Here is a 16463-nt window from a genome sequence, read left to right on the forward strand (position 1 = left end):
ATACCGAACCGGCGATGGGTAATACCTCCGCGACGGTGATGACGGTGCGCCAGTTGACCAGATGGCCGGTGAGGTCGGTCAGCCATTGCGCCAGCAGTTCGGTGCTGGCGCTGACATCGTCCTTGTCGAAGGTCTCGGTGGGGGCGACGACGCCGGAGCATTTATCCATGGCGGGTACTCCAGGTGACGGGATGAATCATCCAGGCTGGAGTGAGGGTATTTGGGGTAACGCGTAGAGTGTGTTGTGCGCTCATTAGTGTTCCTGCTGTTCATTCCATCGGGCAGGTGAGCGCCCGCATGCAGCCTCCTGGCGCATGCGGGCACGTGTGGTGAATTGCACGGGGTGCAAGCACTCGACACTAACGAGGCAAGGGTTCCGGGTCGCTGGTCCGGCTTCCGAAAAATGTGTAGGAAAGTTCGACTCGTGACGTTACATGGTGTTGGGGATGTAATAAGTGGTCACAGGCCGGTCTTTGAACCAAGCGGCGTGATGGATGGCACCGGCTGCGCCGGTGTTCGCGGGTTCACCCCCTAAACAAACGATTCAGAGGTCGACGCGGTGGAGTTGCAGCAGGGCTTTGTCCTGACCCGGCATTGGCATGACACGCCCGAAGGCACCTGCGTGGAATTCTGGCTGGCCACCGATCAGGGGCCACGGCAGTTGCGCCTGGCGCCACAGGTATCGGTGGCTTTCATTCCCCAGGCGCAGGAAGCGCACGCACGGGTGCTGCTGGCCAACGAACCCGGTGTCGAGCTGCGGCCACTGCAGCTGAAGGACTTTGACCAGCGCCCGGTGCTGGGCCTGTACTGCCGCCAGCACCGGCAACTGATGCAGTTGGAGCAACGCCTTCGTACAGCCGGTATCGAGGTGTTCGAGGCCGATATCCGCCCGCCCGAGCGCTACCTGATGGAGCGCTTCATCACTGCCCCGGTGCAGTTCACCGGTCAGCCGGATGCCCAGGGCGTGCTCTGCGATGCCCAGCTCAAACCCCTGCCGGGTTATCGCCCGCCGCTGCGCCTGGTGTCGCTGGATATCGAGACCAGCGAGCGGGGTGAACTGTACAGCATTGCCCTGGAAGGCTGTGGCCAGCGCCAGGTGTACATGCTCGGCCCGGTCAATGGCACGGCTGATGGACTTGACTTCGACTTGCACTACTGCGCCGACCGCGCCGAGATGCTGGCCTGCCTCAATCAGTGGATGGCCACGCATGACCCGGATGCAATCATCGGCTGGAACCTGGTCCAGTTCGACCTGCGCCTGCTGCATGAGCACGCCAAGCTGCTGCAGGTACCGCTGGCACTGGGGCGCAATGGCGCGCCCATGACCTTGCGCAGCCATACCAGTGGCGGCCACGTGTTCGCCGATGCCCCGGGGCGGCTGCTGATCGACGGCATCGAGGCGCTGCGTTCGGCGACCTGGAGCTTCCCGTCGTTCAGCCTCGAAAGTGTCGCGCAAACCCTGCTAGGTGAAGGCAAGGCCATCGACACACCTTACCAGCGCATGGACGAAATCAACCGCCGCTTTGCCGAGGACAAACCGGCCCTGGCGCGCTACAACCTCAAGGATTGCGAGCTGGTGACGCGCATTTTCGCCCACACCCGCCTGCTCGAATTCCTTCTTGAGCGCTCATCGGTTACCGGCCTTGCCGTTGACCGTAGCGGTGGTTCGGTAGCCGCGTTCTGTCACTTGTACATCCCGCAGATGCACCGCCTGGGCTTCGTCGCCCCCAACCTGGGCAGCCGCCCTGACGAAGCCAGCCCCGGTGGTTTCGTCATGGATTCGCGCCCGGGCCTGTACGACTCGGTGCTGGTGCTGGACTACAAGAGCCTTTACCCGTCGATCATTCGAACCTTCCTGATTGACCCGGTGGGGCTGGTCGAAGGCCTGCGCCAGCCCGATGACGAGCATTCTGTGGAAGGCTTCCGGGGTGGGCGCTTTTCGCGCAGCGAGCATTGCCTGCCGGCCATCGTCGAGCGGGTATGGCAGGGCCGGGAAGCCGCCAAGCGCGAGGGCAACGCGCCGTTGTCGCAGGCGCTGAAGATCATCATGAATGCCTTCTATGGGGTGCTGGGCTCGAGCGGCTGCCGTTTCTTCGACCCGCGCCTGGCTTCGTCGATCACCATGCGCGGTCACCAGATCATGCGCCAGACTCGCGCGTTGATCGAAGCCAAGGGCTATGAGGTGATCTACGGGGATACCGACTCCACCTTCGTCTGGCTCAAGGGCGCCCATGGCGAGGAGGCTGCGGCAAGCATCGGCCGCGACCTGGTGACCCAGGTCAACCAGTGGTGGCGCGAACACCTGCGCCAGCAGATGAACCTGGAAAGCGCGCTGGAACTGCAGTTCGAGGTGCATTACCGGCGCTTCCTGATGCCCACCATCCGTGGCGCGGACGAAGGCAGCAAGAAGCGCTACGCCGGGCTGGTGCTGCGGGCCGATGGCAGCGAGGAGATGGTCTACAAGGGCCTGGAGTCGGTGCGTACCGACTGGTCGCCGCTGGCCCGGCAGTTCCAGCAACAGCTGTACGCGCGGATCTTCCGTGGGCAGCCGTACCGTGACTACGTGCGTGACTATGTGCGGCAGACGCTGGCCGGTGAACTGGACGAGTTGCTGGTCTACCGCAAGCGCCTGCGCCGGCCGCTGGCCGACTATCAACGCAACGTGCCCCCCCATGTGCGCGCAGCGCGCCTGGCAGATGACTACAACAGCCGCCTGGGCCGGCCAAAGCAGTACCAGCGCGGCGGCTGGATCAGCTACCTGATGACTACCGCGGGCCCCGAGCCGCTGGAGAACCCGCAGGCGCCCATCGATTACGATCATTACCTGAGCCGCCAACTGCAGCCGGTGGCCGATGCCATTCTGCCGTTCGTGGGGGATGATTTCGCTGCGCTGACCGATCGCCAGCTCCTGTTGTTCTGACGCGGTGGTACCTGGCTAGCACTCGCTGGCCAGTGGAAGCCACTAGTTTCGCACCTCCGTTTACCCTGGAGGCGCGACATGCAGAACCGTCTGAATCCGACCCGAGCATTGCCCACCACCCTGGACCTGGAGCGAGGCTTCCAGGACGGCATCCTTGCACGCCGCTTGCCGGCCTGGCTGAGCGGACTGCACCTGGCAAGCCCCGACAGTGCGCAGCAGCCACCTTCTTCGGTAACAGCTGAACAACTGACGACGCTGCTGCAAGCCCTGCAAGACAGTTTCGACTGCCGCCAGCGCCTGCAGCGCCAACTGGCGCCGCTGCAAGGTATTCACGCGTTCTGCAAGCCGCTGCTGCAGCGGGCGTTGCAGGAGAAACTGCATTCCCTGCATGACCCCGATACGTTGTACTACCGCCATACCTACTTCACCCTTTCGCCTGATCCCGAACTGGCCACGGGCCGCCTGGCGCAGCAGGAAAAAGACCACTACGACATCGCGCTTGTCGATGCTGCGCTGGCCAATTTCACCGAGGATGAAGCGAGCCCGGGCACCCTGCCGCGCAGCGACTGCCTGGTGGACACGGCGGGTGTGGTGGTACCGGGGGTGAGCGCTCCGGCGTTGGCCAAGGTGTGCCGCCAGCTGGACCTGGGTGAGCGTTACCAGCAGCATCTGGACACCGTCCTGTACCCGGCTGCCAGGGGCACCGAGGGCCTGCAAGCCACGCTCAAGGCACAGCTGGTGTCGAACATGCAGGTGGATGCCTTCAAGGCAATGACCGAGGCGGCCCTGACCCCTGCAGAACTGGCCCTGATACTGGGGGTGTGCAGCAGCGGCGCGCCTGGCAGGTTCGAGGGCGACCCTGTCGCTGCCAGACGTCTGCAAGCCTTTGGGTGCATGCTGGAGCAGATCATCGTGCTGCATGTCACTCGCACGACGCTGGGTTTTACCAGCACCAGGCGCGTGCTGGTGTACCTGCCTGGTGACCCGGTCAGCCCCTGGTGTGCTGCGCCAAACCTCGACACGTTTGTCCGCAGGACCCTGGGCAAACGCCTTGCCGACCCTCAGTACCAGCATTTTTTCAGGCGTTTCGTGCGCCTGCGTGATCAGGCCCGTTTTTTCGCCCGGGTTACCGATGAGCTTGCGGATGTGACCGAAGCAGCTTCGCGGGATATGGAGCAGCACCTGGTGGATTGTGCACTGCCCTTGTTCGACCACCAGGCACAGGCGCGCATCGATGTGATCAAGGATGACGCGGCATTCATCGCGGTACCAGTGCGCATGATCGACAGCGGCGTGCAGCAGGCGCAGCGTGAGCGCCTGGAGGCCGGCGCCTGGGCTGCGGCAGGGGTAGCTGGGCTGTTCGTGCCGCTCATTGGCGCGGTGATGGTGGCAGCCATGGCCTGGGACATGCTCAAGGACGCATTCCATGCGGTGGAAAACTGGCGAGAGGGCGATACCCGGGCTGCGGTCGAGCACCTGCTGAACATCGCCAGGACGGTCATCACGGTGGGTGTCACATCTGTGCTGGCCGGCGCGGTGGTACGTAAGACCGACCTGGTCGAACAACTGGTCACGGCGCGGCTCGAGGATGGCAGCGAAAAGCTCTGGCGCTTCGACCTGGCTCCCTTTCGCACCGCGCCGCCTGCGCTGCAGGTGCAGCCCGATGCCGAGGGTGTGTATCGCCTGGGCGAGCGTTGCTGGGTGAACATGCAGGGTTACTTCTACGAAGTGGTACAGGGCGACGACGAGCAATGGCGCATGCTGCCCAGGCAAGGCCACGGCCCACGGTTGCGTCACAACGGCGCCGGTGCCTGGCGGGTATGGTGCGAGCAGCCGGTGGAGTGGGATGACACACACGCCATGTTCCGGCGCCTGGGCGGTGAGTTCAGGCAACTGGAAGACGACCAGATCGATCACGTGCTGGCCATTCACGGGATGGAACCGGACGACCTGCGCGGCTTGCATGTGTGCGGCCAGGCAGCGGATGCCTGCCTGGTGGACACCGTCAGCCGGGTCAGGCTGGCGAACCGCATCAAGGTCCTGGTCAACCAGCTGCGCGCAGGCGGGGCGGTGGCCGACACGGCACTGCTTGCCCGGGCACAGCGCTGGCAGAGTACAGAGGATGTGGCGAATGACGAGTTGGCCGATTACCTCTGGAACCGTCGCCGTTCGTTGCTGGGGCAGTTGTACTACGAACAGTACCCGGTGACCGGCGATACGCAGGCGTTACAGCGCGATTTTGCCAGCCTGCACCGGCTTGCGGCGGAACATCTGCTGGGCACGGCAAGCCCGGACGACCTGTTGATCTCGGCTGCGGCACTGGTCAAGCGCATCCGCTGCATACGTGTACACGAAGCCCTGTTGTTCGATACGCCGCAAACCCTTGACCTTGCGCGCTTCACCCTGGGCATGCTCGACCGCATGCCTGGCGTGGACATCGGCCCGCGCTGGCAATTGTTCGACGGTGACGCCGTTACGCCGCTGTTCAGCACCCGTGGGGGCGGGCGGCAGTTGCAGCTCAGGTACCGGGATGGCCTGTTCCAACTCAACGATGGCCAGGGGCCCTTGGGCACGGCGGGTGAGTTGTTCCAGCAGATGGCCAGCGGGTATACCCGTGAGCAGCGCGCGGCACTGGCCATTGGCAGACCCTTCGCCTTGCAGCTACGCAGCGAGCTGGCGCGGCGGGTGGCGCAACAGCGGGAAGTAATCGCTGAAGTGCTTGGCATCAGGCCCTCGAACGGCGCTGTGTTCATGCCCTTACGCCTGGCCAACGGCCGCATCGGCTACCCGTTAAGTGGCTGGCGCCAGTGTCTGGGCCTGGAGCGGGCCGTAGTCAGGAACCTGGCCGCCGAGCTGCGTGACCTTTACCCGGGCTTCGACGATGACGAAGTCGAGCATTGGCTGGAACGGTTGCGGGCGTCGCAACGTGACCCTGCGACGGAGCTGGCCGAGCTGAGGCAACAGTTGGGCACGTTGCGCCAGACTCTGAAGAGCTGGCAGGTGGGTACGGTCAAAGCCTGGGCCTGGAAGGCGCGTCGCGAGTTCGCCCGGGGCCTCGTTGACTGCTGGCGCTACCTGGTGCCCAAACAACTGGGGGCTGTAGAGGCAGACCGCGGCTATTTGCTGAGTTGCTACAGCAGTGACATTGATGCGCTTCCGGCTATCCCGGCGACGGTCAGCTTTGCGCATGTGTCGGACCTGGCATTACGGTCACTGCAGATAAACTCCGTGCCGGAAACGTTTCTGCGCGCCTTCTCCACGCTGAGCACGTTGAACATCACCAATTGCCGATTGCGTACCTTGGCGTTGACCCAGGCCATGGCCGAGCGCCTGCAGGTGCTGGACCTGTCGAACAACCAGATCGGGCCCGAGGGCGGCATGCCGGCCCTGCTGCAGGCCTGCCGCTCGCTGGTGTACCTCAACCTGTCCCACAACCCGTTGCGCAGTGCGCTGTCAGTGGCGGGCATGCCCCGGCTCAATGCCCTGATGCTGCGGGGGACGCAGTTGACGCAGATGCCTGCCGGAGTCATGGAAGCGCCGCACCTTCATGCGCTGGACGTGAGCCACAACGCGATCCGCACCTTGCCCTACGGGTTCTATCGCTCGGGCTTGTGGCACACCGGGCGGGTCTGGCTTGCAGGCAACCCTTTGCTGCGTGACCAGGATACCTGGCACGAGGTGCTCGAAGACCAGGTGCCGACGATGCTGCGCTGGACCGATCTGGTGCAGCCCGCTGAACGAGATCGCATGGCGGATATCTGGGGCAAGCTCAATGGCCAGGAGGCGTCGAGAGACTTCTTTCACCTGCTGCAGCGCTTGACCGGTTCGGCCGATTTCCAGCAGGAATTCCTGGCGCGCTACCTGGCACTCAGGGTGCTGCGCATGCTGGTGTCCATGAGCGAACAACCACTGTTGCGCACGGAACTGTACGCGCATGCGCTGACCGAGCATTGCCAGGACAATGCAACCTTGCGCTTCAGCGACCTGGAAGTACGTGTGCGCACATGGAAAGCACTGCACGGCAGCGTGGCCGAGGACCCGGAGCGGGCGCTGTTGCACCTGGGTGGGCAATGCTGGCGGCTGGATACCCTCGACCAGGTGGGTGGCTTGCACGCCGTACGTGCTGGCCGGCCTGAGGAGTCGCTGGAGTTCGCACTGGCCTACCGGCTGGCGCTGGCCGACGACCTGGACCTGCCTATCGAGCACGACGAAATGCTCAACCCCGGCGTTGCCAACCTGTCGCGGCAGGATATCGACGCCGCCGCGCAGCTGGTGCGGGTTGCCCAGTCCAGGGACGCGCTGGTCGATTACCTGTCGACCACAGCGTTCTGGAAGGAGCACCTGGCACGCGCCTTCGCGACGCGCTTGAGTACGCCGCATTTCTTTCATGCCGAACTGGAGGCGCTGATCGAGCGCAACGCCGCGCAAGCGGACATCGATCGGCTTCAGGACCGCGTGCAGCAGTGGGAACTCAATGTGACCAGGCAACTGACACGGGAGGCGTTGGGCCGCCACCTGGCGGCTGTGATGATACCCGTGGCTGCGCCCAGGTAGCGGTGCCTGGGCGGCTGCCCTTGCTGGTGAGGCGGGTAGTAATCCGCTAGGCACCTGGGGGCTTAGCCCGTCGATAGCCTTGCGTTTTTTCCAGCACGCGGAGGCGGCATCATGGGTACCTTGCAAGCCACACACGACCTGCTCGAACAAGCCGAGCAGGACGCTATCATCGCCAAGCGCTTGCCCGGCTGGATGCGACCGGGCAACCCCGAGCACATGAAGGTCCTGTGCCAGGCACTGAGAGGCAGCCTGGACTGCCGATACCGCTTGCAGGCCTTGTTGCGGCAGATTGTGCCGATCGACCGCTTCGCCACACCCTTGCTGAAACAGGCGCTGCAAGCCCGCTACGGCCTGGAACACGACCTTGACCATTTGTGGATGCGTGCGGCATTTGAAAAACCACTGAGCACCTATGCGCCGATTCGCGTGCCTTTGACCGAGCGGGTCTATTACCAGATCCCCCTGCTCGAGGCTGCGTTGCACGGCTTTACCGCTGCCGAGGCGAAGGCCGGTGGCCAGGCGCCGGGCTGTGGCTTGTATCAGGCCAACGGCGCGGCACTGGAATCTCCCAGCGCCGTAGCCTTTGCCAGCCTGGTACGCGAGCTGGACCTGGGCGAGCGGTACCAGCAGCATCTGGACAGCCACCTGGCAACCTCGCAGAGCAAGGCGCTGCTGGCAGACAGCGTGCGCCACGGCATGCTGATCGATGCCATGCAGGCTCGCCACGCGGGTGTTCTCGACGCAGCAGAGCTTGAGTTGCTGGTCAATCTGTGGCGTGACGGCTGGTTATCTCAGCTCAATGACACACGGGTGCTGGGCAAGCGCCTTGAAGTGCTGGGTTGCCCGCTTCAGCAGATCGTGGTGCTCGACGTTCGCGATGAAACCTTTGCCCCGTTGCACACCAGTACCAGACGCGTGCTGGTGTATATCCCGGGTGACCCCCACGGCGCGTGGAGCGCCCATGACGATTTGCCGCAATTTTCCCGGCGCGTGCTGGGGCAGCGCTTGCGCATGGCCACGTACCGGCAGTTTTTCGCTCGCTTCGTGCGGGCACGTGACAGCCAGGCGTTTTTTTCGCGCATCGTGGCGGGCTACGACGACCTGACGAAATGGGCCAACATCGACCTTGACGAGCGCATGCACCTTATGGGGGCTTATGTGTTCAAACACCTCGCGGCACTGCGTGTTGCCCAGGTCAAGGATGATGCGCAGGTGTTCGCGCCCCCTGTCGCGAAGCTGGACCGGGAGGTCCAGCAGGCGCACGAGCAGCGCCTGGCGGCCTTGGGGATGACCACCCTGGGGGCTGCCAGTCTTTACCTGCCCGCACTGGGGACCGTGCTGCTGGCCATGCTTGCCTGGAAATGGCTGGATGAGGTGTTTCAGTCGGTGGCGGCGTGGCAAGAAGGGGATGTCCGTGACGCACTGGACCATGTCACCGAGGTGGCCATCGACCTGGCCGTGATCGCGGCCACAGGCACCGTGCTGGGCGGGGCGCGGCGCCTGTGGCAGCGCTCGCTGCGGGTCGACAGCATGCCCCAGGCGCGCCTGGAGGACGGTGCCGTGTGTTTATGGGACGGTGACCTGGCAGCCTTTCGTGGCGAGGCGCCGCCTGCCGATGCGCTGAGTGATGCGCAAGGCGTTTGGCGCCAGGGTGAGCGGGCCTGGGTGGCCATCGATGAGCACTTCTACCGGGTGGTGCAGCGCAGTACCGATGGCTGCTGGCAATTGCTGCCGCGCAATGGCCACGGGCCGCTGCTGGTGCACAATGGTGCCGGCGCCTGGAGGCTCTGGTACGAACAGCCCTTGCAGTGGGACGCGCCTCGCTACCTGTTCAGGCGCCTTGGCGGCCAACTGGCGCAGTTGCAGGACGAGCAGGTTGACGAAGTGTTGGGCATCCACGACCTGGGCAGCGACCAGTTACGTGCCTGGCATGTACTGGGACGGGCGCCGGAGCCGGGGGTAGTCGACAGCGCCCAGCGGGTGCTGATCGACCAGCGCATTCGTACGCTGGTGGCCCGTTTGCGCTCGGGGCAGCAGCCTGAAGACAGTGTGCTGCTGGCGCAGCTCGAAGGCCTTGAAGGCGCCGCAGGGCTTTCCGGGCAGGCTCTGGCGGACCTTGCCTGGGCCCAGCGGCGGCGGTTGTTCGAGGCGGTTTATCAGGCCGAAGCCCTGGCGTCGGCAGGCAACCCCGACATCACGCTGCTGCGGCGCGTGTTCCCGGGCCTTTCCTGGCGTGCCGCACAGGCGCTGCTGGCCACGGCCAGTGCAGTGGACCGTGAGCGCTTGCAACTGACCGGGCGTATTCCGTTACGCCTGGCCGAGGCCGCCAGGCAGCGACTGACTGATGTGCGCAGGGTGCGGGTGTTCGAAGCGCTGCACTGGAACACCCCGCAAAACCTCGACCTGGCCCGCGTTGTGCTGGCGATGCTCGAGCACTTACCGGCCGCCAGCGGCGGGATACGCTGGCGGCTGTTCAATGGCGGCGAACGCGCTGTACCGGTGGCCACGATGCAGGCGGGTAGCCCGGTCTGCGACCTGGCCTTCGAGGACGGGCTGTTCCAGCGTATCGACCCGCAAGGGCTGGCCGTTGGCGAGGCGGGCGAGCTGTTCGAGGTCATCAGCCATGCCTATGGCGATGACCTGCGCGCAGCCCTGCAGGTGCCCGAGCCTTTTGCCCATAACCTGCGGGTGCTGCTCACACGCCAGGCCCTGGCCAGGCGCCAGGCTGTCGAGCAACTGCTCAGCCCTTCGCGCACGTCGGGGCTGCACCTGCCCACCCGGCTGGCGGACGGCCGCATCGGCTACCCCCTGAGCGGGCGTCTTCCGGGTGGCTCGCCGAGTGCGTATCGACCAGGGCCGATCCTGCGCCGCGTGCGTTAACTGTACCCGACCTTCACCGATGACCAGGTGTTTGCCTGGGTAGAACGGGCGCGCGGCTCGGTTCTGGGGCTGGAGCGCACGTTGCAGCAGTACGAGCAGACCTTCGACGCACTCACCACCCAGCTGCGTCGCTGGGTTCATGCGGCTCCCACCACTGCGGAGCGAGAGAGCAGGCGCAGGCTGCGACGTGCATTGCGCAGTTGCTGGCAACAGATGATCGAGGAAGGGGCCCACGAGATGGCGCCCGGTACGGTCTACCGTTGGGACATGACTGAAATGCGCACCAGTAACCTGCCGGCGTTTTCCGAGCAGGTGGTGTTTGCCCATGTGCATGTGCTGACGCTGCAGAACATGCATCTCGAGGATGTGCCCGAGAGTTTCTTGCGCGCATTCCCGAATATCCGTGGTCTGGAAATGCCCAACAATCGGCTCGCCCGAATTCCGCAAGCGCTGCTGGGCATGTCCAACCTGCAGCGTCTGAGCCTGCAGCGAAACCGCATCAGCCTGGATGCCGGGCAAGCCACCATTCTTGCCAGCTGCCCCAACCTGGTGTTCGTCGACTTGTCGCATAACCCTCTGGGGCGGCCGTTTTCGTTGAGTGGGCTGCCCCGCCTGCGCGAGCTGCGGCTTGCCGACACGGGCATCCGGGATGTCCCTTATGGTCTCCTCCAAAGCACCTCCCTGAGGGTGGTGGACTTTCGCGACAACTTGATAACCAGCATGCCGGAGGGTTTCTATGAATCCCGGCTGTGGCTGGAGCACGAAGTGCGCCTGAGAGGTAATCCCTTTAGCGAGCCCGAAGCCCAACGGCTGCATGCAGTGTTGCTTGCCGCAATGGCCGATGGCGGCGCGGCGGCGGTGCCCGCGCGGTTGCGCTGGATGGATGCCGTCGGGGTCCGCTTGCGTACCGAGCTCAGCGCTCATTGGGAGGCGCTGGAAGCGATGCCCGATGCCACGCAGTTCTTCAACCTGATTGAACGCTTGATGGAGACCGAGGACTTCCAGCATCTGACCGGGGCACGTTACCTGGCTGGCCGGGTGCTGGAGCTGCTGCGCGCCATGAGAGGGTCGGACGAGCTTCGCGACCTGATGTTCAATGACGCTGAACAGTTGACCTGCCAGGACAGCGTGGCCCTGCGTTTCAGCGACCTGGAGCTGCGTTTGCTGGCGTGGCGGGCCCGTACTCAGGCGGCGGCGGGCGGGCAGGAGCAGGCACTACTGCGGCTCGGTCGGCAAATGTGGCGGCTGGATGAGGTCGATCAGTTTGCCCAGCAGGATGTGCTTGCGCGTGAGTTCGAAGGGCGAGGTACAGACCCGGTCGACATAGTGCTAGCTTATCGCCTGGGCCTGCGCGAGCAGCTCGAGTTGCCGGTTTTGACCAGTGGCATGACCTTTCGTACGCTCGCCCAGGTAGGGGCGCCGCAATTGGCGCAGGCGCGGAACTGGGTGCTTGCCAATGAAACCGGGGAGCGGCTTGCCAGTTCATTGATCGTGCGTGATTTCTGGCAAGCTCACCTGCGTGCTGCCTATGCAGCGCAGTTCGAATTGCTCGACGCACCCTTCCACGAGCGCCTGGAGGCATTGCAGGGCGATTTCACCCTGCCCGAGGCGGAACGTTTGGCCGAAATCAATCAGGTGGCCAGCGAGCGGCAGGCGGCGGAACGCGAACTGATGATGACGCTGACGCTCGATGCGCTGGACGGGCAGGCAGAGCAGGCGGCGACTTGAAGTCGTCGGTGCCGGCACGGGCAGTGGTATGGCGATGAACTATGCTCAATATCGGGCATCGATGGTGCGCTTGAGCGCCGCATGTGCCCGGGGGAAATGCCAAGTTACCTTTGCATACGCACGTGCCGGCTCGGTTGGTTTAGGCTCGCTTGTAGGATTTTTCTCCCTGATCTGTAGTCTTTGGTTTATCGAGAGAATAAGGAGATACGCATGCTCGTCCGGTCACTGACCCTCGCCACCTTGCTCGCGTTTGTCGGCCCAGTATTCGCCGCCGACAGTGACGCGCCGCTGGCCAAGGAACTGGGCAAGGCCAGGCCCTTGGTCGTCATTGCGCCCAGTAGCGCCGACCCGACGTTGCGTGGGTTGAACAAAGCCCTTGAGGACCCGGCCACCCAGGCCGCCTTCAAAGAGCGCAACCTGGTGGTCTACAGCGTCGCCAACATGATGGGCAAGCGTGAGGACAAGAACCTCGAGCAGCAGACCACCATGGCCCTGATCCGCGAGTTGAAGCTGGGCGCGAGCAAGGGCACCAAGGTGATCCTGGTGGGCAAGGACGGTGAGCGGCACATGCTCAAGGACGACGAGAGTGGCGAGGTTATCGACCCGCAGGTGATTCTCAAGGCGGTCGATGACCTGCCCGCCAGCGAAAAAGCCGTGACGGCGCCCGAGCAGCCTGTGGCCGCGGCGGTATCGGAAAACAAAGCCAAGGCCAAGGACAGTAAGCCTGCCAAGCCCGCCAAGCCGGCCGCGCCGCCCAAACCGCTGGAAGACTGACCCGGCACAACGGCCCCGACGCACCTCGGGGCCGTTGTGTATCCCACTGTATCTGCCCACGACGCAGACCCATTCCCATACAAAACCGCACCCCGCGCGATACATCCACGACATACCGCAACGGCCTAATGGCTCCACATTCCAACCACAGTGGAGCGACACCATGACTCAAGTACGAAACACCCTCGGCCTGCTCGGCGCTGCCCTGATCGGTAGCATGGCATTGAGCAGCAGCGCCTTTGCCGTCGAACCGTTGGCCCAGGGTTACCAGTTGGCTTCGGCCAAGGTGGCCGGCGAGGGCAAGTGTGGTGAAGGCAAATGTGGTGGCAGCGCCAAGGCCACCCAGGGCGAAGGCAAATGCGGTGAGGGCAAATGCGGCGCCAGCGCCAAGGCCGGGGCTGAAGGCAAGTGTGGCGAGGGCAAGTGTGGTGATGCCTCGTTCGCCAAGACCGACAGCAACCACGATGGCCAGGTCTCGCGCGACGAGTTCCTGGCGGTGGCCAAAGACCGTGCCGGCGACTTCGACAAGATCGACAGCAACCATGATGGTTTCATCTCCGAACAGGAGGCGGCGGATCACCTCAAGGCGATCTACCAGGCGAATGGCAAGGCCATGCCCGAGGGCCTGTTCAGCCACCTGACCGGCAAGTCCTGACCTTCCACCCCATGAACCGCGCAACGCCCCTCCTGCTGGTCAGGCGGGGCGTTGAGCCTGTTGCGGAGACCTGTTCATGCACCCCACATCTTCGTCCGCTGTACCTTTACAGGCCGGGCTTGGCCTGCGCCGCGGCCTGTTGCCGGAACTGCTGGCCTTGGAGTCTGGCGCCGTGGACTTTCTCGAATGTGCACCGGAAAACTGGATTGCCGTCGGTGGTGCCTATGGCAAGGGCCTGGCCCAGTTGGCCGAGCGTTTTGCCATTACCTGCCACGGGCTTTCGTTGTCGCTGGGGGGCAGCGAGCCGCTGGACCACCATTTCCTTGGCCAGACCCGCCAGTTTCTCGATCGCCACCAGGTGCGCTTGTACAGCGAGCACCTGAGCTACTGCAGCGATGACGGGCACCTGTACGACCTGATGCCCATTCCGTTCACCGAGGAAGCCGTGCGCCATGTGGCCGCGCGGATTCGCCAGGCCCAGGAATACCTGGAGCGGCGCATTGCCGTGGAAAACATCAGCTACTATGCCGCGCCGTACCAGGCGATGAGCGAACTCGATTTCATTCGTGCGGTGCTCGATGAGGCCGACTGCGACCTGCTGCTGGACGTCAACAACGTCTTCGTCAACGCCTGCAACCACGGCTATGACGCCCGCGAGTTCCTTGCAGGCTTGCCCCAGACTCGGGTGACCGGCATGCACGTGGCCGGCCACTACGATGAAGCGCCGGACCTCAAGGTCGACACCCACGGGGCCGCGGTGAAGGAAGATGTATGGGCGCTGTACGCCGTCGCCTGTGCGCGTTTCGGCGTGCAACCGACCGTGCTCGAGCGTGATTTCAACTACCCGCCGCTGGCCGAACTGCTCGCCGAAACGGCGCGCATCCGCACTGTGCAGCATGCTTCGGGAGGGCAGACAGATGAATGAGACCTTGCGTGAGCAGCAGTACACCTTGGCCCGGCACCTGCGTGACCCGCAGCGCCATGCACCGCCGCCGGGCGTGGAGGCCAGGCGCCTGAAGGTTTACCGCGAGCTGTTCTATGGTGCTATCGAAGGTTTGCTGGCCGGCAGTTTTCCGGTGATGCGTCAGGCGTTGGGCGAACCGCGCTGGCATGCCCGTGTGCGTGATTTCTATGCCAACTATCGCAGCCAGACACCGTTGTTCACCGAGATTTCCGAAGCGTTTGTCGATTACCTGCAAGGCATCGAGCTGGATGCGCCCTGGCAGTTGGAACTGGCCCACTATGAGTGGGTCGAGGCGCAGTTGTATCTGAGCGATGCCGAGGACCCGGCCCATGACCCGGCAGGCGACCTGTTGGAAGGGGAGCCACTGTTGTCGTGTGTGGCGCGGGTGTTGGCCTATCGCTGGCCGGTGGAGCGTATCGGGGCGGATTACCAGCCAACGGTTGCGCCAGAGGCACCGACCTTGTTGCTGGTTTATCGCGATGCGGGGTTGAAGGTGCGCTTCGCGCGCCTGGCGCCGCTGGCGTATCGGTTGCTGGCGCTGGAGCAGGGCAGTGGGCGGGCGCGGCTGGAGGCGCTGGGCGGGGATGTGCAACAGGGGTTGGCATTGCTGGAGGGGCTGCGCGAGCAGGGGGTTATCATCGGTACAGGTTGAAGCGTGGTACTGGGGGCGCGTTGCGCCCCTTTCGCCGGCAAGCCAGCTCCCACAGCTACGGCGCAAGATTCCGGGCATGCGCTGTACCTGTGGGAGCAACTGTCTTGCTCAATTTCTAAAAGCTGGCGCGCCCCCTGTGGGAGCGGGCGTGCCCGCGAACACGGGCGAAGCCCGTGCCATCCACCGCGGTGTCGTCTCGCGGGTAACCCGCTCCCACAGGATCACGCTGTGATTTGCGCCATGTTTTCAGGCTGCGGTAAGTCATCCCGCCACGGCGTGCCCGTTCTGAGCATCGCGTTGAGGCGCACGATGAAGATTCTCATGCAGGCTACAAGCGCAACCTTGGCAAGTTTCCCTCGCCCACGCAGCGCCTCATATCGGGCTTTGAGCGTTGGATTATGTTTCACCGCTACCAGGCACGCCATGTACAGCGCACGCCTGACCTCAAATCGGCCTCCTGAGATAAAGCGCTTGCCCACGGACTTTCCGCTGTCGTGATTGAAGGGGGCCACACCGACCAAAGAGGCTATTTCCCGGGACTCCACGTGCCCCAGTTCCGGCAAGAGCGCTACCAGCTTGGTCGCGGTTACCATCCCGATGCCTTTGACTTCGTCCAGTTTGGCTATCCGTTCATCGCTGAGCACTGTGGCCTGCCGCTTGATCGCTTGCTCCACCAACTTTATCTGCGATGCAAAGTGCTGAAGATTGGTTTTCAGGAAATTGGCGACCATTGCTGACTGGGCCTGCTTCAGGCGCCGCCGATCGTCATCTCGCTGTTGGACCAGGCGATCACGCTGCTGAAGGAGTTCTCGTAACAGGGCCCTTTCAGGGCTTGTTTTCAGGGTTGGCTTGTCTGGAATGACCTCAGCGAAATGGGCCAGCACTGCAGCGTCGATGGCATCGGTCTTGGCCTTGATGCCCAAGGAATCCGCGAACGATCTGGCTCGCTTGGGGTTCACGCGTATGACCTTGTAGCTGGCGTTCTGGAGAAAGCGCATGACATCAAGCTCGTAGCCGCCTGTAGCTTCCAGAAGGATGCGCTTGATGCTGAGCCCTCGAAGGCTCTTCACCAGTTCCTCAAAGCCCGCTGGATCATTGCGCACGCTGATCCTGATGCCCTGGGGCCGCACCAGTGCATCAAGGGAAAGACTGGAAACATCGATACCCAAGAAGGAAGCCATCGCCAAAACCTCCTAGACTCAACAGTGTGAGAGAGCTTTGGCTTGGCCCACGCTTGTGGTTCGAGATTAGGCCCTCATCCAACTGTTCGGGCTCTCGCCAAAGTGGAACGGTGAATGGCAGCTTGTGCTCCCACACGTGCTCAAGGCACCTCTGG

Annotated in this window: 9 protein-coding genes; 8 read left to right on the forward strand and 1 reads right to left on the reverse strand. The window is 63.8% G+C overall.

The window, feature by feature from the left end; all coding sequences use genetic code 11:
- The first annotated feature begins 559 nt into the window (after window positions 1-559).
- The 8 genes from A4C63_RS25040 to A4C63_RS25070 all read left to right on the forward strand — a co-directional run bounded on the left by A4C63_RS25040 (window position 560) and on the right by A4C63_RS25070 (window position 15127).
- Complete coding sequence (locus A4C63_RS25040; protein WP_063915126.1) at window positions 560-2920, forward strand: DNA polymerase II; 2361 nt, start codon at window positions 560-562, stop codon at window positions 2918-2920.
- Window positions 2921-2998: 78 nt separating this feature from the next.
- Entirely contained in the window at window positions 2999-7474 is a 4476-nt protein-coding gene (locus A4C63_RS25045) for an NEL-type E3 ubiquitin ligase domain-containing protein (RefSeq protein ID WP_063915127.1), read from the forward strand.
- Between the two features lie 111 nt (window positions 7475-7585).
- The gene (locus A4C63_RS26205) at window positions 7586-10354 is read left to right on the forward strand and encodes a dermonecrotic toxin domain-containing protein (RefSeq protein ID WP_082888420.1); all 2769 of its coding nucleotides are present in this window, start codon (window positions 7586-7588) and stop codon (window positions 10352-10354) included.
- 27 nt (window positions 10355-10381) lie between these two features.
- Complete coding sequence (locus A4C63_RS26210; RefSeq protein ID WP_156510930.1) at window positions 10382-12082, forward strand: NEL-type E3 ubiquitin ligase domain-containing protein; 1701 nt, start codon at window positions 10382-10384, stop codon at window positions 12080-12082.
- Window positions 12083-12292: 210 nt separating this feature from the next.
- The gene (locus A4C63_RS25055) at window positions 12293-12856 is read left to right on the forward strand and encodes a DUF4174 domain-containing protein (protein WP_063915128.1); all 564 of its coding nucleotides are present in this window, start codon (window positions 12293-12295) and stop codon (window positions 12854-12856) included.
- Window positions 12857-13019: 163 nt separating this feature from the next.
- Complete coding sequence (locus A4C63_RS25060; RefSeq protein ID WP_063915129.1) at window positions 13020-13511, forward strand: hypothetical protein; 492 nt, start codon at window positions 13020-13022, stop codon at window positions 13509-13511.
- A gap of 76 nt (window positions 13512-13587) precedes the next feature.
- The gene (locus A4C63_RS25065; RefSeq protein ID WP_063915130.1) at window positions 13588-14436 is read left to right on the forward strand and encodes a DUF692 domain-containing protein; all 849 of its coding nucleotides are present in this window, start codon (window positions 13588-13590) and stop codon (window positions 14434-14436) included.
- Entirely contained in the window at window positions 14429-15127 is a 699-nt protein-coding gene (locus A4C63_RS25070) for a DUF2063 domain-containing protein (protein WP_063915131.1), read from the forward strand. Before A4C63_RS25065 ends, A4C63_RS25070 begins: the two co-directional genes overlap by 8 nt.
- Window positions 15128-15348: 221 nt before the next feature.
- On the opposite strand, the gene A4C63_RS25075 is transcribed toward A4C63_RS25070, so the two are convergent.
- Window positions 15349-16308, reverse strand: coding sequence for an IS110 family transposase (locus A4C63_RS25075; protein ID WP_063915132.1), 960 nt, complete (start codon window positions 16306-16308; stop codon window positions 15349-15351).
- Window positions 16309-16463 lie beyond the last annotated feature (155 nt).

It is taken from the genome of Pseudomonas sp. p21, from assembly GCF_001642705.1.
In the GTDB taxonomy this organism is placed as follows: domain Bacteria; phylum Pseudomonadota; class Gammaproteobacteria; order Pseudomonadales; family Pseudomonadaceae; genus Aquipseudomonas.